Consider the following 19,606-nt stretch of genomic DNA (forward strand, 5'->3'; position numbering starts at 1 on the left):
ATTTAAAATTTGGTCTAAATTCATGTTATTTTTCCTCTTTTATCTAATTAATTTTATAATTTCCATGATAATCGTATATATGGCAGCCGAAGCTCCGCCAATTCCGAAAATCAATTTCCAAAAGTTTGTTTTATCAAGCAACTTCAACTGAAACTGTCGTTCATCTGAACTTTCATTGCCTTTGATGACGGCTTGCAATATTTGCGCATTCTGTTCTGATTGACGAGTATTCTGTTCCCTTAAAAAACGGTTTGATTCATCTACACGAGCAAGTCCTTCGCTCATTTGTTTTTGTATTTCAATAGACATGTCGTTAAGCCGAGACAGTTCCTTGTCATGTTGTTTGAGTTTAGTTTCATGCTGCTCTACGAGCTGTTTTAATTCCATACCCCCTACTTTCTAAGCTATACGTTTCCAAATATAGGCTGCCTCAAACGGTTGCCAGTTATTATGGTTAGTGTTATCACCAACTGTGATTCGACTCTTTTCTGTATCCATTGCGTAAGAGGCGGTTGGCGCCCCACCAGAAGACCAGTGCTGATTTCCTCCCCCACGAGCGACAACGAACTGTCCACTTGAAGGAGCAATTGTATGTTGTGACAACGGATTTGTTGAACCACCTTGTTTGCCACCGCTAGATAAAGCTGAATCAGATTCATCAACCCCAACTAACCCACGACCTTTAACTCGTTCCCAAGTTCCAAATCCAAACAATGTAGCTGGTTCTGTTGGTTGCGAACTAAAGTAATATGCGCCAACTGGATAAACTAACTCAAGCAAACCAGCCAACTCTGCTGTATTTTCGTTCGTTTTCGTTTTTAAATCATTTACCTGATTCTGTAAATTTCCTGCCGCATCCGTTGAAAGTTGGTCTTTCATTGAATCAAACCATACTAGGAAATCATTCTCTCCCTGCTCAAAGATAGCTTTATATTGATCAACCATACCGTCAACGTTGATGTTATCAAATGGAGTAGACCAACCGCAAACGGAACTATTTCCACGCATATCAGTGATATTCGCATCAGAAACTTGAGTAGCATTTTTCGCCACATCAATAGTTGCCAACTGAAGTTCAAAAGTCGTATCGTTACGTGCGACAGTTGTGTCCCCTGCTTTATAGTACAAATATGTCTCTCTAGCTCCTGTGTCCATTCGCAAGCCAATTGAATCTTTCCTGTCTTGCACTGCTGAAGCTACATTAATTTGGAAACCAATGGCTTCATCGTTGATATAAGAGCCACCGGCTAAAATTCCTGAACCACTTCCCACTTGAACATTCATTCCGTTTTGCGATGATTTAACACGTAAGCCGTCTCCATTCGACATTACTACACCAGTTTTTAGGAATGCAGAAAAGAATCGTTTGAAGTCATCTGATTCATAAAGTCGGTCCCCATTGACATCATTCCATGGAAAACTATATTGTGTCATTTTAATCTCCTTTTTATTATTTCAAAAACAGTCGGACTTTCTTTATCCCAAATTGGTGATAAATGTTGTCCCGATGCATCCCAAGTTTCATCAATTCCTGATAGCACTGCTGTCTTAGTTAAATTGAACAATTTACTTGTGATTCGAACCCTGTCACCGATTTGATAGTCTTTACCATAAATGAATAAATCACTTTTTAGATCTATATCACCGTTAAGAGTAAGAACTGCTTCTTGTTCAGCTAGTTTTGTAATTCCACGACTTGTTAAAGCTGCTTTGTATTGCGCCTCTGTCAGTGTGATGTCCTTACCATTGCCATCTTGTGTGACTTTTTGAATATCTCGGGCATCTACATATATTTCTTGACGTTCAAGTCCTGAAAGTGTGTCATTGAGCTTTACATTAACCCGTGCTGTTCCTTCACCCTCACCAAATACCCAAGCCATAGTAGACTCATCAAAATTAGATGCATCAAAACTTTCAGACATCAAATTATCAAACTCAACATTAAATTCAACTGTATCCGATAAATCATTTCCTTTGACTATTTCTAATGAATTCTTCGGTATGCTTAAACTTGTTGCCTTTTCCTTAATTCCAAATGAATAAGTTTGACAAAGAGAATCCACCTCATCACTGACTATACCGTAAGAATTTTGATAATCTATTGAATCAGTCGTTAAAGTACTTGGTGAAGTAAGTGCTAAATAATCAATTTTTCGGTTAGCTTGCGATGGATTAACTACCTCATTATTCAAGTGATCATAAACAATTAGTTCTGGCCGTTTAGTTTGGTGGTAAATCCTGTAAATGATGCGCTTTAGGGATTTCGCTCTAAGTGACTTCCCACTAATTACAAGCTCGCCATTAGTTGAATCGTCGCATTGAACATGGTCAATATAGAAATAACACTCCCCTATATTTAAGAGACTGTCAGGCGTAAGCAATGTTGTTACAAGTTCTTCTTGCTTTGTTAAGTTAACGTTTGATAATAGAATTGTCAGAGAAAATTTTGAATAGGTATAAAACCTCCAATTAACTGAAAGACTCTTAAAACTTTCCAAAATACCAGCTGTTTGGAAGTTAAACCCAGTTGTCCCAACCCTTTTGAATACCTCAATATCCATCATTACACCCCTATCAGTAGTGGTGTGTAGGATAAAGTAGCAATCAAATGTTCCGTTCCAGTATCTGCTTGGACGACTAAATTATTTACCTCAATATTATCTAAACTAAAAAATGTCGAACCAGATTGCCGAATTGACATTGCATTAGTTGTGGAAGTATCATTTTCGCCTTGATACCACGTTTTCTTTTCACCGTGAATGGTTGATAGAAAAAGACTTGTTCCAGCTGCAAAAGTTCCATTCCAACCGAAAAATTCTTGAGTTAGAACGTTTAAGATTTTAGGATTAACAACCTGAGATGTACACTTCATCTTTAGTTCAAAACCAACCGCAAAATCGCCTTTATTACTGATTTTAATAATTTGCCCTGGTACTATCGTTGCGAAAGCATAATCCGTAGTTATTGAAAGAGGAAACTTCATTTTATTATCTGTAGATGACAAAATAATTGATTTGTTTCTAACGTTTTCATCTCTCCATTCAGGATCTAAGGATCTAAATTGAAGTTTTGAAGTTGAAGCATTAGAACTTGACGAAGCTTCATTTGCTTCATAACCTTTGATTGGCTCCGCATCGATTGAATAGAGATTATCATTTATTCGAATATAAATAGTTCCTGCTAAGTCAGGAACTAAGATATTCATAATTTGATGTTCTTTTTCTTTTAGATCTGCATAATCATCTCCCTTAATCGCAAGTCCGATTGTTAGGTCGCGATAAGATAATGAACTAGACGTTTTTCGTTGTCCTGTTTTACCGAAGATTTTTTGTGAACTTACTTCATTTTCAGGTGAGCCAAATCCCTCGTAGCTTTGTAAATAAAAAGGACCATAACGGTCCATCTTTACTTCAACTCCTAATATATTTCGGTAGGTAATGATGACATTTGGTAATTCTGCCATTTAGTTTTCCTTTCTAAAATTCATAGCCCAATCGTTGCAACTGCAACATTTGTTGTCTTGCAATTTCTCTTACGGATGGATTTTCTTGAACATAAACGTTCATTGGTGCTGTTATTACAGGACTATTATTCGCACCTTCAGAACTTGCAAAGCTAATACTTCCTGCTGCCCTTTGAGCATTGGCAATGGATGAATTCATTCCAATTGTTGCATCTAGTGGACTGCTTGATAATAAATCCGTTCCAATCCCTTTGGTTACGATTGACTGAATTTCACCAGCCATACCTGAAACGGTTGATTTAACATTCTCAAAGTTAGACTTCAAACTGTCATTAAATCCACTCATGATGGCTTGACCAGCAGGAATAAGCAACTTACGGTCATAACTGATAGGCCCTTTGTGTTCCTTAATCCAGTCTGCGATACCACTGACAAACTTTTTGCCGCTCTCCCATGTACTTTTTAAGCCATTCAAGAAACCATCAATGATAGCACTTCCTGCTTTTGTCAAAGAATTAGGAACGAAAACACCGATGATAGCATCTAAGATATTCACTGCTGCTTTGCGGATATCTTCTTGTCGACTCCTGATGTTTTTTGCAAAGCCATTGATAAGATTAATGGCTGCATCAAGTAAACGTCCTTGCGCTTGAACCACTCCTTTGACCATGGCATCCACAAGCCCCATTGCTGCATTAATAATGCTAGGTATTTTGTTTGCAATTCCGCTAAGAAACTTAACAATTAAATTAACGGCCGCTGAAATGATTGATCCTAGATTATTTGCAATCCCATTGATAAAGCTTGCAATTAACGTTGCTGCTGTATTTGTGATGTCTGGCATCCGAGAAACTAGCGCATTCGCAAATTGAATCATAAGATTAACTGCTGTGTTTACAATTTTATAGATATTTTGAGCAATCCCTTGTAAGAAGGTAATCAATAAATTGATTCCTGCTTGCAATATTTCAGGCAAATGTGAATTAAGTGAAGTCAGCAATGTTGAAATTAAACCGGCTGTGCTTGCAACAAGGTTTGGAATTTGCTGGGTAATCCCTTGTAAAAGGGCATTGACCAATCCTCCAGCAGCAGCAACGATTTGTGGTATTGTTGATGTTATCGCACCCAAGAAAGCAACAATAATGGAGGTCGCGGACAGGACAATTGAGGGAACAAGCAACAACAATGAAGCAGTAAAAGCAGTTATCAATTGAAAAGCTGCTACAGCTAGATTAGGTAACCCCTTTGCGATTCCTGAGATGAACCCAGCTATAATCTTTATACCTCCCGTAACAATACTAGGCAGAGCAGCAGAGATTGCCGTCAAAATTCCTTCAATTGCTGAACCAAAAGAATTGCCCATAGCTGGAGCATTTTTTTTAATCCCTTTAGCAAGCGTTCCAAAGGAGTTAAGCATTTGACTCATACCTTTTTGAATATCACCACCACCGACAGCTTTTGCAATAAAGTCAAAGGCTTTGATGGCTAGGCCGATAGGACCTAACAAAGATAATGCTGCTGTTTTGATGGCAGTAAATGCTATACCAAACCAATCTACTGAACCTGCAGAACTGGAGGCTTTCTTTCCGATACTACCAATAATTGAAGCGACTTTGTCTCCAATACTTGCAATGATTTGCAAACCGTCTGAAAAAAGTTTTGTCACGGAATCTGATTTTACAAAATTGCTAATTAACGTCTTAGCCTTACCAATGATATTGTCAATGCTGTTTCGGACATTTTCATTAGTTTTATAAAGATAAATCAAACCAGAAGCTAAGGCACCAACTGCAGCTAGTATTAAACCGAACGGATTAGTTAATAATGCTATTTTTAAGCCTACAATTGCAGTCTTTACAACATTAAAAATAGTTGCTACTCCCTTAAATGCAGCAAAACCTGCTATTGCTCCGCCGATTACTGCTGCTAATGTTTTAAACACCTGTGCATTATTGCGGATAAAATCAAACATTTTCCCAACAATAGGGAAAGTCTGACTAATTGAAGTAATAAGGTCATTGAAGGCTGTTTTAACATATGGAATCGTTGCTTTAACAAAGGTAACAATCGCCCCTGGTAATGCTTTCAAAATATTTGCAACCATAGGAATGAAGTTTTTTACAATAAAAATTGCGGTTGTTTCAGTTAAAGCATTCAATGACGGTTTAATATCTTGTCCTAATGCCATTTTCCCTAAAACATTAGAAAATGCAGCTTTCATAGATGCTAAAGAACCGCTAAATGTTGAAGCTGCTTCTTTAGAAGTCGTTCCTGTAATATCCAACTGCGTTTGGATGGCATGGATAGCTTCAGTTATATCAGCGAAATTAGAAATGTCGTACTTTTGGCCAGTTAGTTTAGTGGCATCCTTAAGAAGTTTTTGCATTTCTTCTTTAGTACCACCGTAACCAAGTTTCAAGTTATCCAACATCGTATAGTTTTGTTTTGCAAAACCTTGATAGGCATTTTGAATATCCTGGACATTAGTTCCCATTTTATTGGCATTGTCTGACATGTCAATAATTGCTTGGTTGGAAAGTGTAGCAGCTTTTTTTGTATCTCCGCCCAATGATTTAATCATTGATGCAGAAAAACTCGTGACATTTTCCATATAGGCGTTAGCAGATAATCCCGCTGTTTTATATGCTATATCCGCATACTTTTTTACTTGATCTGCACTCCCCTTAAAAAGAGTTTCGATACCACCAAGTGATTGTTGTAAATTTGCACCTTCAGAAAGTGAAGATGAGATAAGCTTACCAGCTGCAACCCCAACAGCAGTAGCGGCAGCTAAAAGTGCTATTTTGAGTTTTCCTCCAATTTTTGACCCCGCACTTTCGCCAGCCTTACTAGCTTCTGGGTCTAATTGGCTTTGTATTGAACCTGAAATTCCTTTGGCAGATGGCATAATCTGCACATAAGCTTGTCCTAGTTCAGTTGCCATGTTTAATCACCTCCGTTCAGTAATTTAGCTCTGTATTTGTCGAATTCCTCACCAGAATTAAATACCATTTCTTTGTCGTCTGAATGATTTGTTTTATTGAGTTCATTCAATATTAATTTAGGTTTGTTAGCACCTTTCTGGGCATCTTTTGTTTTAGACCAAATTAGCACGCTTAATTTATCAGCTATACCTGCTAAAAGAGTTGTTTCAAAAGAAATGCTCTGCCCACTCATTTTCATTTTAATTCTCGAACTTTCACGCAAACCAATAGAAAAAACAGCTATCTTTTGAGGGGATAGCTGTTCAAAATCGTATATATGATAAGTTTCGGCAAGGTCACACAACAGTGCCTCCTCATCAAAATTCATCATTCCAGCGAGGGTTAAGAGTTTTTTAATAGCGGATTTCCTGTAAAGATTTCCATAACTTCCTTACTGATCTTTTCTGTAGATACATATCCGTCACGTTTGAGCAAGAATTTTTCAAGGTTTTCAGCCTGTTTCTGACCAAGTATTTTTTCGACCATGTCAAAAATGAGCAATCCATTATCTTCCATCTTTCGCAATAATTTAAGTAACTCATAATCATCGCCAATATTTTCATTTACTTCATAGCGGAATCCGCCTTTTGTTATTCCCTTAATCATTATTCACCTGTTCCCGTTCCTGTTTCTGCTGTTTTATTTTGAATATATTCGTAGTGAGTGTTGCCATCTTTATCAGGTAATGCAGTTAATGTAGTTTCATAGCCAACGGCATCTGAATCACCATAAGTGATGTCCCCAAACTCACTCACTTTTGCGACAGGAATAACAATACGTTTAAGCACACCACCTTTCAACACTAGGTCTATGATAATCACATGTTCCTCTAGTTCTTTTGAGTTTGCCGTAATTTTGATACCTTCTGTTAAAGTACTAGTGACATTGTCAGCCCCATAAACTTCTTTAAGCACATCGACATTCAACGCTTCAATAAGTGTATATCCAAATGTATCTTCTTTTTCAGTTTGAGACGTGACAACAGTATCTCCCCCAAAGGCCTTTATACTATCAGACGATGGAGAATTACTATTAGTAATACCGTCTTCTGAAATATAACCAAGACTTTTAAAGAGCGTAGTGTCAAGTTCTGTTTTGGTATCGGTTGGTAGTGCTGTTCCTAATGGTGCAGTGTAAATTGCACCCGCTGCTTTTGGTTTCGCAGTCGAAACATTAGCTGTTGTTGACATTCTTAGTCCTCCTAGTAATATTTAATGTCGAATACCGCTTGATAGCGATATTTTTTTGTTTGTGAGTCTGTAAAGTTGTAGTCGCTATTGAGCGATACTCCCCCAATTCCATCAAGTGAAATCAAGCTTTCTACAGCTTGTTTAAGTTCTTCGTTTAATTTAGCCACCTCGTACATTGATTCCGCATAACTTTGAAATGCAAAGGTGGCAGATGTTAAGTAATTACTTTTTGAACTGCCTAATTTTTCAAAAAGAACATACCGTTCTGGCATATCCCCTTGATGTTCCAAAAAAGACGGTACAGATAGATGACCGTCTAAAAAGTCTTTGATGACTGTTTCGATCATTACCGTACCGCCTTCAAAATTGTGTTATTTTTTGAGTTATCTTTTTTAGCTTGGAAAGTTTCAGCAAAAACCATTGCGTTCGCACGATTTTTCCCAATATGTAGATCGTGGTTGTAACCTTCACCGCAACGTTTTTGAATTGCTGTAGCTTTTTCTTCCAAGATGACTTGCATCTCTGGAGACTTCATAAGTCCAGCAATTCCGCTTCGATTAACTTTAAAGATATTCTTAGCCATAGCGTTCCACCATCACTTTCTTGTTCCAATCAAGCGGAATAAGTTCCTCAATACCCTCTATTGGATAACCTACCGTTTGCCAAGTCTCACCATAAAACTTAACTTTAGTATTTACCCATTTATGAGTATCTTTTTTTGGAATAGCCAACGTGTAGGAGACTTTTTTGCCTGTTAAGCTTAGTTGGTCGATGACATCTTGAGTAGTTGATGGAGAAACTAAAACATTTTGAATTTCCACCTCGCTCTCCGCATAAATGGGAGTTCCAAACGGGTCTTTTCCAGCCTCTATTTTCTCAATTACTGTAACTGTAATTCCTTTAAGCTTCCCCATAAAAGTCAATCACCCCATACCTTTGCTTTTTCAATCCCAATCGGCTTAATTCCGAGTTCTTGATGAATAAACCACCACCCGGAACGAGATAGGAACCTGACCATGAATACCCCAATGCGCTTTCCATCGCTTGAGAAACTGGTTCTTGATCAGTCGAAGTCATGAGTGTCCTTGCAACAACATCGACCGTCACAGATTTAACGACATTTTGAAAATAGCTAGGCTTTTCCTCAATCATTTTATCGAGGTCTTTTCCGACTTTGTCAGCTTCCATCCGCAAAGAATCAGATACAATTTCCAACAGCTTCTTAGCCCGTTCAATTTCGTTAGTTTCTAAATTGCGCCATAGACTAGTAACATCGTCGATTGTTGCAAAGTCTGCCATATTAAGATCCTTTCATCATGAGTTCATATAGTTCAGCTTTTTTAGCTTTTGGATTGTATTTCTTACCAAATGCATCAAGTTCTTTTTTGATTTCTGCAATAGTCATGGAGTCCATTTCTGAATTACCAGATTCTTCAGTTTCACCGTTGTCTTGTTCGTTTGAGTTTTCATCATTGTCGTTCACAGTAGAATCTTCGGTATCATTATCTTCTAATAATGTCCAATCACCTCCAGAAACTTCAAATTCTGAATCCATAAACGCTTTTGTTTTGCTGTTAATGTATCGCATTACTTCCTCCTTAAGCTTCTGCCTCTACAATACGTGAAAAGCTAGAGGCATCCAAAATTCCCCAACCCAAATAGAGTTCTGCACGAAGATAAACTTGGTTATAACCCTTAAGGTCTAGTCCTGAGTTATCAGGGTCACCATATTGAATAACTTCAAGCGGTACTTCTTTAGCGTATCCCCATTTAAAGCTATTTGCGAAATCGCCTACAATAGCACGATCATTAGGAGTTGCCATATCCGACACTGTGCGATTCACATCAATAGGTAGGCCATTAATTGAAGTAGGCGCAGCGCCCCAAGCTAGTTCTGGGAACATTGCATTCCCTTGTTGGTCTTTTTGTTTAGCTAATGCTGAACGGAACGCAGGATTGATAGCGATACCTGTAACTTCTGCATCTGCTCCTGTAATAGTTTCAACTGCAGATTCAATTGCTCCATTTGGATCAGCCATGCCTTTGGGGATAGTAACGGCTTGAGTTACTTTACTGTCAAAGTTATTGTTTCCGATAACAGCTGAAGCCGTTGCTGAACGTGGGTTAACTCCATGGAAAGCCATTAAATCGAGACCACGAGCAACTTTTTTAGCAAATCCTTCGTTAAATGCTTGAAGAATATTGATTTTTTGATCTTCTGATGCATACATGAATTCATCTGAAACACGTGCCCCATATTCAATTTTGATCGGTACCATTGTCTGAGGTGCAATAGAAATTCCACCATGTGTTTTCTTGCCGCTCTCAGCAACAACATCGACTTCTGAATCCATCGTAAATGTGAAAACTTTTTCCCCATTGAATGGAATTGCTTTTTGTTGTGACAAGTTTGCAGCTGAACTTTTCCCTGTAACTTTGTTAATGAGGTCTGTTACCAATTCTGCTTCAAATAGATTTCCTTTGTTTAATACCATGTTATTCTCCTTCTGTATTTAGCCCATTTACTAAATTTTTGTATGCTTTTGTTTTGTTATCCGTTAATTGTGGTTCCACAGATTTTAGTGGTGCAACTGGTGGCTTTGGTTTGAATCCTACAAAGCGTTCTGCATCAGCTTTCAAAGCTTCCTCGTTGTCACCCTTAAGGCGGTCTGCGAGATCAAAAGGAAGTCCTGCTTGTAATGCGACTTTTTGTTTTAGTTGAGCAGTCTCATAACCTGCAATTTTTGCATTAAATTCAGCTTCTTTTTGTTCCCATGACTTAGTTGCCAATCCAGTTTCTGCAAGCGTTGCTTTTTGAGCTGAATTTTCAGCTTCAAGTTCAGTAATACGTGATTTGAACTGATCATAATCGACGTATTTTGCTTCAATAGTTTCTTTTTGACGAGCTAGACGAGTTTCGATAATTTTGTCTAGTTCCTCTTGAGTTTCAATAGCTTTAAATTCTGACATTGTAGAATCCTTTCTCCTGCTTTGCCCTGCAGTTCGGTAATTTTGGTACAAAAAAAGCGACAAATCGCCGCTTATTAATACCGTACTTGTTGTTTTTTCTTTGGCTTAACATTGCTGCAAGCCCAGTGCGCCAACAACGCACTATCCATTAAACTAATATCCATATCATCAAACAAAGACTTATAACCAAAACCTCCACTTGTTCCGATGTTCCGCTTATCACAGTTGGTGACAACTTTTGATAGTGACGGTTGATCTGCATGGCAGAGCGTTTGTTGATATATTCCTTGTTCCCAAAGTGAGTTAGCTGTGACGATTTCCCTTACTGTTGGAAGTATTGGTGCTTTCAGTTTGAAATCTTTCATCTCACTCGCTAAAATACTTTGACCGCTTTGACCATCTATTACAACATGCTCAGCACCTGACGTTTTTAAGAAATTAATAATCCATTGATTCCCATTTCTGATTGATTGACAATCAATGGTTTCAACGAATATCTTGCCTGACAGTGTTTTAACCGCAATGCTCATTGCGACATTTGCACCATCATTACCATACTTAATTCCTACGAATAATTGACCCTTGAGTGTTGGCAAGGCATTTACTTTCAAATCCCCCCATTCTTTTTCAGAAATGGCAGATTTTTGATTGTATTTAGGCCAGTAGCCTAAACGCTGGACATTATGATCCAATTTATCCTCACCAAGTTCGGCTTCAATTTTACGTTCATTCAAGTGATAACCCATCGATGGATTAGAGTGGTACCACGCTTCGATGTCATGTATACCATGTTCATCTTCAACTGACCACTCAGCCCATCCTGAATACTTTGCTTGTCCGAATAGCATTTTCTGTCTGTAACTCGTAAAAACTGTACCGCTAGAAACAGGCGTTGGTGGCGTCCCACACATAATCGTCATTGGGTTTTGACTATCAGTAACCGTATATTTCAAAGCTGACTCTTGCTCAGTTGTATATTCCTGAGCTTCATCAATAACTAATAAATCGAACCCTTCACCAAGACCACCGCTAGATGTTCTCGTTCTGAATTGAATTACTCCGCCTGTTTTATAGAGTTCAAGTCGTTCTTGGCCTTTCGCTTTAATCGAATTAAAATCATCGCCCTCTTTGTATCCAGAATCTTCAAGATATTTCTTGAGTTTTTCGAAGGATGAGTGCGATGTACTAATTCTATGTGCGGTATGCAACGTGCTTAACCCACGTTCCAATGCCCAAAGTTCAAGGATATAAACAACTTCTGTTTTACCGTTACGGCGTGGAATTGAATAACCAAACTTTTGATGTACCCAAAGGCCGTCTTCGTCAACTGCCATGATTGGTTCAAGCATATTAACTTGCCAATCATAGCAATCGTGCTTTGATTTGTGATAGAGGTCAATTGCCTCTTGAGATAGTGATTTAGAATATGGAAGAATTACCGATTGAGTGGGATTTTGATTGCCAAATCTTTTTTCAGCAGTCATTATTTCCTCCTTCAATCATTCTGCATGATAACCCTGTCGCTGGGCATAAGAAAAAGCCTGTTAATTTAACAAGCTTCTTTTAATTAATATAGTAGTTCTAAACAATACGCGACCGATGATACACCGCCGACTCTAAATTGTTCTTCTGTAATATCCCCAGCATCAAATTCTTTGCAGTTTTGGGAATACTGCACTTCTAAATATTCTTTTTCCTGTTCAAAAAATTGATTAATTTCATCATCCGATAGTGATGACCACGATTTTTTGAATAAAATTTTTATCGCATCAACAAACTCTTGATAAGTTGGTTTCAACTTTTCCCTCCAATCGCTTCATTTCTAATTTTTTCAGCTTCATCATAATCACTAGATGCACTTATACGTTTATAAAAATCATCTGGTTTAAGTTCAGCTTTGGAATTACCTGTATATTTGTAAAAAATAATATTTTCAGGCTTACCATTCCAACCTTCAGGGGCATATTCGTCGTCCCATTTACACCAACTTATTGGTTCAAATCCATTCTTAGTATAGAACAAATGATTGCCAGCATAACTATCTAGTTTTGTTCCACCATTTTCGACCGCTAATTTTAACAAGTCTGTTCCACGCACATTATCATTATCCGCACGACATACAGAAATAATATCACCTGTCGTTGAGATCGCAACTGTAGAACCGCCCGGAGAAACATGTAACTTTGAACCAACATAATGCTCTGGTTCATAAGCAGTAACTCGCCACGCAATATCTTTGTCAAGCCCTGATTTTGCCACTTCAACTGCTCTTGCAAAAGGCGCTGGGGTTGAGTTAGAAAAGATATTTGAGCCTATTTGTTTTCTTGCTTCAATTTTACCATTTTCTTCTTCACTTTTCCATGCCTTCGACCAAACATTTTGCCGTTTTCCATCACCCGGAATATAGTCAACCATGCACCTGCAACGCTCATGCCTTCGGTAAACATCCTTTGGTACATCTGGATAACTATATGAACCAGCTAACCCTTGACACCACTTGCACGCTTTACCAATTAACGTTCGAGTAATCTTTGGCTTTAATCCTGTTTTATATTGAAAATCAGCATTTTCATTTACAAAATCGTTGATAATATTTTGAGTGAAATTAATTATTGGTTCGCCTAATATCCACTGGATCTCTTTAAAACTTACTTCACTAGAAATACGGTTGGTCAACCCATCAATTCTATCTTGATTTAACGATGGAATTTGTGTTTTAAGACTAATACTTGCTTGTTTATTGAGTTGGTCCTGAACTTCAGCTGCATAATCAGAAACGATTTTGTGATTGTCACTCAAAGTAGTATTTAATAACCGTTCAGCGATATTGAAATACATTCGTCCATCGGGTAATGATGTTGGAGAGATATTTTGCTCAAAACTCTTTTTAAGAATTTCTCCGATCTCGACCGCATAATCGTTTGCATCAATATACGTTGCTTTTCCTTCTGATAAGAGTTTTTGTTTTGCTTTGATAATTGAACTTTTAGAAAGTTGTTTATTAAAATCTTTCTTTATAGACTCAAGTAGTCCTGGAACAATATCATCATTCATTGCTTGCTCCCTTAAGTCCTGTCATATCATCAAGCATTTCTTTAGTAATATAGTCAGTCATTGCTGCGTTCAATTTAGAAACACCGTCTCCTACCATACCAAGTGTGTTCGCATCGGGTTCGAACAATGGCTCCCATTTAGGTGTAGTTTGGTTAAACGCTGAACGCTTATACTCAAAATCATCACGTAAGCAAGTAGCAACATAAGCAACATTTAACAAGCCTGAACCTAAACTTCTTTGAGCTTTACGTCCTGCAAGGCGTAAGCTTTCATGACTTGCCTTAATTGCCTCAACAGATGATGGATTGTCAGACACAAAGCCTAGATCATCAAGTGTCAATCCTGTCTCACCCGCAAAACCAGCGGCTGCTGTGCGTAGCTGTTCAGTAAATGGCGACATACTTGGAGTTGTGAACTGACCCAAGCTAGGCTTTTCTCCGTCCTCATCTTTTGTAAACTGCAACATTGCTGATATTGTTGCTTTCCATGAATCCAACGGCTCTGCATCAGCGCTTAAGCCTGTCACATATTTTTGAGGGAAAGAATAAAACTCTGCCGTGACATCGGCACGCTCCAAAGTCCGTTTTGCGTTCTTCTGCCAGTACATTCCAGCCCGTGTGATCCGTGAACGGCCAAAAGGTCGAACAGCATCTGGACGATGTATGATTGGGACTAAAAGCGGAATTCCCGTGTCGTTGGGAATAGATTCAGGAAGCGAAAATCCAGCATGATAAAAATCTGTACGATCTGGCAAAAAGTGAGCTTCTAAAGTTGCTACTCCACTGCTATCTCTTTCAAGAACTGCATACCCTTCAGTTAGTAGTCCAGTGATTGGATTGATTGTTCCTGTAGCATTGCTTGCTTCGATAACTTGAAGTCGAACGTTTCCGTTTTCGTCCTTAGAAATGTAGGTAAAGGAGCATGATGCAATTAAAGCAGATAGAATCGCACTATCAAAATAAACATCCGGGTTATTCATGGCGAAGATTTCATTCACATTGTACTGGTCATTTGCAAAATTACGAAACACTAATCTATCTGCTAGACCGTCAACTCCTTTTGCGCACCATCCAAGAATTGCTTTATATTTGGAACGTAAATCTCTAGAAATAGTAATTCCGCTATCTGTATCAACATGCTTCATAGCGTATTGGCTATACCTCATATCGACCCTATTCTTATAAGTTGCTAGCTTATTCTTTAGATAAGCCATTCCTTTTTCTTCCAATTTATCAGCTCCTTTCTAATAAAAAAGATTAGTCATCGACCAACCTTTTAATTTCATTATATTTACGTTCAATTTCTTTCAGATGATTATATTCGTTTTGAGTCAAGCTTACTAAGTCCGAGCTTTTTGTTAGTTCTTCAACTGTGATGTTTGCTAGTTCTGCAATTTGTTTCAACCTTTCAGGTGTTGGAATTGTTAGTCCTTTTTCCCATTTAGAAACGTTACTTTTACCAGCTCCAAATAGTTTTCCAAATTCCTCGAGTGTCAAGCCTTTATTAAGGCGGATAGTTTTGATGCGTTGACCGATAATTACTGCAGAATTATTTTTAGTATCTCCATATCCTAAGAGATAAGTTATAGGAACTTCTAAAATATCCGATAAAGCCTCCCATATTTCATCATGTCTTGGTGAGAGTAAATTATTTTCGTACTTAGAAATTTGACCATCGGTAATCTTTAATGTTTTTCCATCTCTATCTAGTACATTTTGTTCATTAAAAATCTTTGCTAACTCCAATAGAGTCAAGTGTTTTTCTTTTCTAAGTTCTTGAATTTTATTCATTTCTTGCTCCTTTCCGAAGTCGCACGAGAAAAAATGTACAGTGACGGCGTGAAGGACGAAGCGCCTGAGTGAGGGGTCCCTATCCCCCCCTACTTATCACTCTTCACACTGTTACAAATTCTATGCGAAAGTTTTATATTATCCCAAGAATGAACTCCACCTTTTGCTAATGGCATAACGTGATCCATACTTGGATAATAGTTACCACAAATTATAACGCCATTTTCAGTGTGTTTGTCTTGCCAGTCTACACCTTGGCCACACAAGTAACAAGTCTGTTCATCTCTTATAGCAAGAGCTTCTAGTGTAATGCCTTTATCAATAACTTCCGCTCCCCTTTCCCTAGCTTTCCTAGTTGATCTTGTTTGCTTCCTCTCATTCTTTAGCCTACACTTCTCCGAACAATATAGATGCTGTTCATTTGTTTTTGCAAATTCTTTTGCGCACATTGCACAACGAATCTTCTTTGATTCCCTCTGACCTTGAACGATTGTCTTATACTTTCTCTTCCAAATTATTCTATGAGTTTGTTTAACCGTAAGACCATACTTATCTCTTATTTGAGATAAAGAAAAGCCATTCACATAGTCTATGCGAACAGCTTCATTAATGCTATTATTCATATTATTTTCCTTCGTAAGAAGCCCAGTCTCGGCTTTGAGGAAGGTTCCTATTGCCAATAACTTTCGGTTCAGCTGTCGCTTGCTTGCTATTGAATAGCTTGTCCGACTTCTGTCTGTTGCATTGTGCATGTGTCAGCTGTAAGTTCTCCATCGCTGAAGGATGTCCGCCTTTACTTACTGGCACGATGTGGTCGATAGCTGGAGCCAAAGGGTTCGGTGCTTTTAATCTCACATCAACTGGCTTACCACATATCCCACATACTGACTGTGTCTTTAGTATCCTTGCCTTATTCTTATCAAAGGCGACACGGTGGGGGCCTTGTTTATCTGCTCTTAATGCCACGGTGCACCTCCTTAATAAATAATAAAAGCAAGTCAAGGACTCGAACCTTGACCTGCTCATGAACATTTGATTGCACGTTTGAATTAGTATTATTGTTTGATTGCTCAATTGTTCATGTTACCATTATCTCACTTAACTTTGGCATTATGTGTGCAACTTATGCGATTTAAACGTGCAACCTAATCAGTCTAATGTGTTAGCCCAGAGTCCATCACGGAGCGTAGATTTCAACTTAACATATTGTTTTCTTAGTGCGCTTGGGTCAGTATGTAATCTAATACCAATCCTTTCCCATTGCAGCTTATGCTTGAACCTTAGCTTAATAACTTCTTTGACAATCGTACCCTCAATCACATCCATAAGTTCATCTAATGTTTCTTTCTGATCTACCATTAATTGAAGTTGTTTATCGCCTTCTATAATGAGCAGTCGTCTTTCTTGTGGCGCTGTGTTTGAGCTGCTTCCACCACTTCCAATCCTTTCCTCATGGGTCTGTCTAGTAATCCATTTCTCTCTAGCGTTAATCTTAACTTGAAGCATACCAGTCATATAGTCACTAATCAATAAATCTAATCTGTCTGCCATTTACTAAACTCTCCTAATTTGTTATAATATAGTTAACGAAAACTATCAGGATAAGCCCATTGCAGTGGGCTTTTTGCTTTTCAGAGTTAATCGTGATATAATTGTGAACATAGAGTTTCGCTATGCCTTTCGTAGTTTTAAGAAAGGAGAATGCAAATATGACATTCACTAATAAAAATAAATTTTTCAAATATACAGTAACTCTTGATACTTCAAATGATATTTTTAGAGCAAACCTTACTGATAATTCAGAAATCTATGGTTCAGGAAATACCATTGAAGATGCAGTTAAAAATTTGGAAAACTTAGTCTAATAAGACAAGTAACTACTACCTATATGGTGGTAGTTTTTTTATTTCTTATCCTCCGTAATATTCGATGAATAAGCGAACCATGAAGACAATACAATAGTAAGTATCCAAGTTAAAGGTGACGCACCTTCAATAAACTTATCCACAACAACAAATACTGTCATTCCCAAAAACATAAAGCAGATAAAATCAATCAGGTAACTTCTTAATACCTTACTTTTTCTTCGTCTCATTCCTTCTCCTCCTTACAGTCCCAGTAGACAATCACGTTAGCGCTAAGTAAAGCAATGCCTGCGAGTATCCATAGTATCGTTTCAATCATTCGCTTTCTCCTTGCACACATCGCATAACACATTGCGTGGCACGAACATGCGTTCGCCGATATGCTCATCTTCAACCGTTCTGATATTTGAGCAGTTGGAGCATTTAAATATTAGTTTACTCAACCTTTCCTCTCAATCCATACTTCTTCATCGTCCTAGGATAATTAGTAACAAAGCTCAAACCGTCCTGGTGCAACCTACTTGACCAATGAAACAATCTATCCATTTCAGCGAGTGTGTCTAGTCTGCGGTACATTTCACTGATATAGAATTCTGCATTACCTACTGACTTCCAGTGTGCTGATGTCTTAACTGAGTGCCCATTACTAGCTAACTCATGCGCTTTATTATCCGCTTTTTCTTTCTTCAAGATCAGGCCTTCAGTTTCTTTGAATATGATTTTTAGCAAGTGAGTTTGGTAGTCTCTGACGATTGTTTCAGCTGTCATACTCTCACCGCCACCTTTCTATTCCCTTTATCACGTTTTAGATTAGCTGGTCTTGCCATGAACACTACTGATGACGGTTTGATATTAAACCGTTCAGCCAATTCTTCTGCTGTTCCTTGAGCAATGAAGTCATCGCCTTTATATACTGCATATTCTGTCATTTCAGTACCTCCAGTCGATTTCGCTTTGATAATTTTTCTGCAATATCTATCAAAGCACTCTCCAATGTTATCTTTGCATGCCACTCTTGATTTGCTTCCATTTCAATATCGACTACTGCATCATCCATTGCTTCAACTGCAATTTGCAGTAACTCATCAAGTTTTGTATTTTTTAAAATCTCAAATGCTTCTTTTAAATTTTCGTCATGCTTACTCATTTATTCACTCCTAACTCTGCAATTCTCTTATGAAAATCAGCTTGAAATTCTCGATTAAATTGACTTTCACTCGCTTTTTCAAGTTCTTTCATTCTGATTTCTTTTGGTGCATTTCTACTAGCAAGAATACTTATTCGTCTTGCCTCGTTTCGTCTATCATAATATGTCATAACTCCAAACCTCATACCCATTCTCTACGCTGCAGAAATCAAACGTAAGCTCGTTCATGATTTTCCTAAACATTCTATCGTCCATCTCGTCTAACTCTCTTAGACGGCGAAATAATTGCCTGTCGTCTATCGTAACTGTTGAGCTTTCACCATGTTGCTTGATGAATGATTTGACAGCTTCATTTAGTTCGTTCATTCCGCCACCTCAATTTTTTCGTAACTACCAGTTTGCATGCTGTCGATTTCTTGCTTGGTGAAGGTTAATTTCCACGCTGTGCCAATAGAATGCGTAAGTGGGTCTTCTCCAGTCCAAAAAAGTATCTATCCCTGTCTTTAAACTGATTATCTTTCGCAAGGAATTGTCCAGTTAGCTCATCTCTCAAATAGAACAGCTGCGGTTTTTCGACTTGATATTTGCCAGTGATAAATGCTAGAGCGAAAGTTGCTTGGCTATTTTCATCTTCAAATACCCATTCATATAATTTAGGATATGTTTTTCGATTTTTTGAAATTTTATCAAAAACACCGTAAATAGTTCTTCGGTCTTTATAGCTTTCAATAAATTCAGCCACGAACTGCGGTACTTCTGGTAGTGGTTTAGTAATTGGCACTACCGCCATGCCATTCGCTCCGAACTGTGTGTGCTTGTCTCTCAAGAATGTATTTTCATTTTCCAATTCCATAACTTTTGCTGTTAGTTCTTTAATGGTTTTATTTGCAGCGCTAAGTTTACGGTCAGCTTTATTAGCATAACTTTTCCAAGCATAATCAAACTTATCTAGTTCATCAACGGCTTGTCTTAAACTAGCAAAATCTGCAGATGTATTTGTCTTTTTCGGTTTTTCAGGTAATTCAAATGTCATTTCATATCCTCCAATACTGCAACGAATTTACTATATTCACACTTCAGTGTTTCTACCTTCCGATATTTAAACTGAAAGTCAAGTACATCTGGGTCATTCCCTTTTTCAAA

29 protein-coding genes are annotated in these 19,606 nt (G+C 37.9%); 1 reads left to right on the plus strand and 28 read right to left on the minus strand.

The window, feature by feature from the left end; genetic code table 11:
• Positions 1-39: 39 nt before the first annotated feature.
• The 23 genes from RT41_RS09005 to RT41_RS09115 form a co-directional block, all read right to left on the minus strand.
• Positions 40-387 (minus strand): hypothetical protein, encoded by a 348-nt coding sequence (locus RT41_RS09005; protein ID WP_054639352.1) that lies wholly within the window; start codon positions 385-387, stop codon positions 40-42.
• A 12-nt stretch (positions 388-399) separates the two neighbouring features.
• Positions 400-1,434, minus strand: coding sequence for a phage baseplate protein (locus RT41_RS10490; protein WP_180752711.1), 1,035 nt, complete (start codon positions 1,432-1,434; stop codon positions 400-402).
• Positions 1,431-2,561 carry a siphovirus ReqiPepy6 Gp37-like family protein gene (locus RT41_RS09015; protein ID WP_054639353.1) on the minus strand — a complete coding sequence of 377 codons (1,131 nt, stop codon included), beginning with the start codon at positions 2,559-2,561 and terminating at the stop codon, positions 1,431-1,433. The genes RT41_RS10490 and RT41_RS09015 overlap by 4 nt, the downstream gene beginning before the upstream one ends.
• Positions 2,562-2,563: 2 nt before the next feature.
• Positions 2,564-3,463, minus strand: coding sequence for a phage tail domain-containing protein (locus RT41_RS09020; protein ID WP_096819045.1), 900 nt, complete (start codon positions 3,461-3,463; stop codon positions 2,564-2,566).
• 13 nt (positions 3,464-3,476) lie between these two features.
• Positions 3,477-6,407, minus strand: a complete 2,931-nt coding sequence (locus RT41_RS10680) for a phage tail protein (RefSeq protein WP_245811665.1) — start codon at positions 6,405-6,407, stop codon at positions 3,477-3,479.
• 2 nt (positions 6,408-6,409) lie between these two features.
• On the minus strand, positions 6,410-6,778 hold the full coding sequence (locus RT41_RS09030) for a DUF5361 domain-containing protein (RefSeq protein ID WP_096819047.1): 369 nt from the start codon (positions 6,776-6,778) through the stop codon (positions 6,410-6,412).
• An 11-nt stretch (positions 6,779-6,789) separates the two neighbouring features.
• Positions 6,790-7,053, minus strand: coding sequence for a hypothetical protein (locus tag RT41_RS09035; RefSeq protein WP_096819049.1), 264 nt, complete (start codon positions 7,051-7,053; stop codon positions 6,790-6,792).
• Positions 7,053-7,637 (minus strand): phage tail tube protein, encoded by a 585-nt coding sequence (locus tag RT41_RS09040; protein WP_054639357.1) that lies wholly within the window; start codon positions 7,635-7,637, stop codon positions 7,053-7,055. Before RT41_RS09040 ends, RT41_RS09035 begins: the two co-directional genes overlap by 1 nt.
• An 11-nt stretch (positions 7,638-7,648) precedes the next feature.
• Positions 7,649-7,984: a hypothetical protein gene (locus RT41_RS09045; protein ID WP_096819051.1), complete on the minus strand. Its 336-nt coding sequence runs from the start codon at positions 7,982-7,984 to the stop codon at positions 7,649-7,651.
• Positions 7,984-8,220 (minus strand): hypothetical protein, encoded by a 237-nt coding sequence (locus tag RT41_RS09050; RefSeq protein WP_096819053.1) that lies wholly within the window; start codon positions 8,218-8,220, stop codon positions 7,984-7,986. The genes RT41_RS09045 and RT41_RS09050 overlap by 1 nt, the downstream gene beginning before the upstream one ends.
• A complete protein-coding gene (locus tag RT41_RS09055) occupies positions 8,213-8,551 on the minus strand; it encodes a hypothetical protein (protein WP_054639359.1) in 339 nt (112 codons plus the stop codon). Before RT41_RS09055 ends, RT41_RS09050 begins: the two co-directional genes overlap by 8 nt.
• A complete protein-coding gene (locus RT41_RS09060; protein WP_054639360.1) occupies positions 8,538-8,936 on the minus strand; it encodes a phage Gp19/Gp15/Gp42 family protein in 399 nt (132 codons plus the stop codon). Before RT41_RS09060 ends, RT41_RS09055 begins: the two co-directional genes overlap by 14 nt.
• 1 nt (position 8,937) lies before the next feature.
• Positions 8,938-9,225, minus strand: a complete 288-nt coding sequence (locus RT41_RS09065) for a hypothetical protein (protein ID WP_096819055.1) — start codon at positions 9,223-9,225, stop codon at positions 8,938-8,940.
• 10 nt (positions 9,226-9,235) lie between these two features.
• A complete protein-coding gene (locus tag RT41_RS09070) occupies positions 9,236-10,132 on the minus strand; it encodes a phage major capsid protein (RefSeq protein ID WP_096819056.1) in 897 nt (298 codons plus the stop codon).
• Position 10,133: 1 nt separating this feature from the next.
• Positions 10,134-10,607 (minus strand): capsid assembly scaffolding protein Gp46 family protein, encoded by a 474-nt coding sequence (locus RT41_RS09075; protein ID WP_054639362.1) that lies wholly within the window; start codon positions 10,605-10,607, stop codon positions 10,134-10,136.
• Between the two features lie 74 nt (positions 10,608-10,681).
• On the minus strand, positions 10,682-12,091 hold the full coding sequence (locus RT41_RS09080) for a DEAD/DEAH box helicase family protein (RefSeq protein ID WP_096819059.1): 1,410 nt from the start codon (positions 12,089-12,091) through the stop codon (positions 10,682-10,684).
• Positions 12,092-12,174: 83 nt separating this feature from the next.
• Positions 12,175-12,405, minus strand: coding sequence for a hypothetical protein (locus tag RT41_RS09085; RefSeq protein WP_096819061.1), 231 nt, complete (start codon positions 12,403-12,405; stop codon positions 12,175-12,177).
• The gene (locus RT41_RS10495) at positions 12,402-13,661 is read right to left on the minus strand and encodes a hypothetical protein (RefSeq protein ID WP_180752712.1); all 1,260 of its coding nucleotides are present in this window, start codon (positions 13,659-13,661) and stop codon (positions 12,402-12,404) included. The genes RT41_RS09085 and RT41_RS10495 overlap by 4 nt, the downstream gene beginning before the upstream one ends.
• Positions 13,654-14,889, minus strand: a complete 1,236-nt coding sequence (locus RT41_RS09095) for a hypothetical protein (RefSeq protein WP_180752713.1) — start codon at positions 14,887-14,889, stop codon at positions 13,654-13,656. Before RT41_RS09095 ends, RT41_RS10495 begins: the two co-directional genes overlap by 8 nt.
• Positions 14,890-14,917: 28 nt before the next feature.
• Positions 14,918-15,451, minus strand: coding sequence for a helix-turn-helix domain-containing protein (locus RT41_RS09100; RefSeq protein WP_054639363.1), 534 nt, complete (start codon positions 15,449-15,451; stop codon positions 14,918-14,920).
• An 89-nt stretch (positions 15,452-15,540) separates the two neighbouring features.
• Complete coding sequence (locus RT41_RS09105) at positions 15,541-16,074, minus strand: HNH endonuclease (protein WP_054639364.1); 534 nt, start codon at positions 16,072-16,074, stop codon at positions 15,541-15,543.
• Position 16,075: 1 nt separating this feature from the next.
• Positions 16,076-16,477: an HNH endonuclease signature motif containing protein gene (locus RT41_RS09110; RefSeq protein WP_096819070.1), complete on the minus strand. Its 402-nt coding sequence runs from the start codon at positions 16,475-16,477 to the stop codon at positions 16,076-16,078.
• A 123-nt stretch (positions 16,478-16,600) separates the two neighbouring features.
• On the minus strand, positions 16,601-17,002 hold the full coding sequence (locus RT41_RS09115) for a DUF722 domain-containing protein (RefSeq protein WP_054639365.1): 402 nt from the start codon (positions 17,000-17,002) through the stop codon (positions 16,601-16,603).
• 158 nt (positions 17,003-17,160) lie between these two features.
• Between RT41_RS09115 and RT41_RS10500 the strand changes: the two genes are divergently transcribed.
• The gene (locus tag RT41_RS10500) at positions 17,161-17,316 is read left to right on the plus strand and encodes a hypothetical protein (RefSeq protein WP_180752714.1); all 156 of its coding nucleotides are present in this window, start codon (positions 17,161-17,163) and stop codon (positions 17,314-17,316) included.
• Between the two features lie 435 nt (positions 17,317-17,751).
• Here RT41_RS10500 and RT41_RS09125 read toward each other — a convergent pair whose 3' ends face one another.
• From RT41_RS09125 to RT41_RS10685, 5 genes are all read right to left on the minus strand, one after another.
• Positions 17,752-18,084, minus strand: a complete 333-nt coding sequence (locus RT41_RS09125) for a DUF1140 family protein (protein WP_054639367.1) — start codon at positions 18,082-18,084, stop codon at positions 17,752-17,754.
• The gene (locus RT41_RS10505) at positions 18,081-18,245 is read right to left on the minus strand and encodes a hypothetical protein (protein WP_096819064.1); all 165 of its coding nucleotides are present in this window, start codon (positions 18,243-18,245) and stop codon (positions 18,081-18,083) included. Before RT41_RS10505 ends, RT41_RS09125 begins: the two co-directional genes overlap by 4 nt.
• Positions 18,242-18,463, minus strand: coding sequence for a hypothetical protein (locus RT41_RS09135; protein WP_096819065.1), 222 nt, complete (start codon positions 18,461-18,463; stop codon positions 18,242-18,244). The genes RT41_RS10505 and RT41_RS09135 overlap by 4 nt, the downstream gene beginning before the upstream one ends.
• Positions 18,460-18,633 (minus strand): DUF1497 domain-containing protein, encoded by a 174-nt coding sequence (locus RT41_RS09140; RefSeq protein WP_096819068.1) that lies wholly within the window; start codon positions 18,631-18,633, stop codon positions 18,460-18,462. Before RT41_RS09140 ends, RT41_RS09135 begins: the two co-directional genes overlap by 4 nt.
• Positions 18,634-18,893: 260 nt before the next feature.
• Entirely contained in the window at positions 18,894-19,496 is a 603-nt protein-coding gene (locus RT41_RS10685; RefSeq protein WP_245811668.1) for a DUF1642 domain-containing protein, read from the minus strand.
• Positions 19,497-19,606 lie beyond the last annotated feature (110 nt).

Source organism: Lactococcus fujiensis JCM 16395, assembly GCF_002441655.1.
GTDB lineage: Bacteria > Bacillota > Bacilli > Lactobacillales > Streptococcaceae > Lactococcus > Lactococcus fujiensis.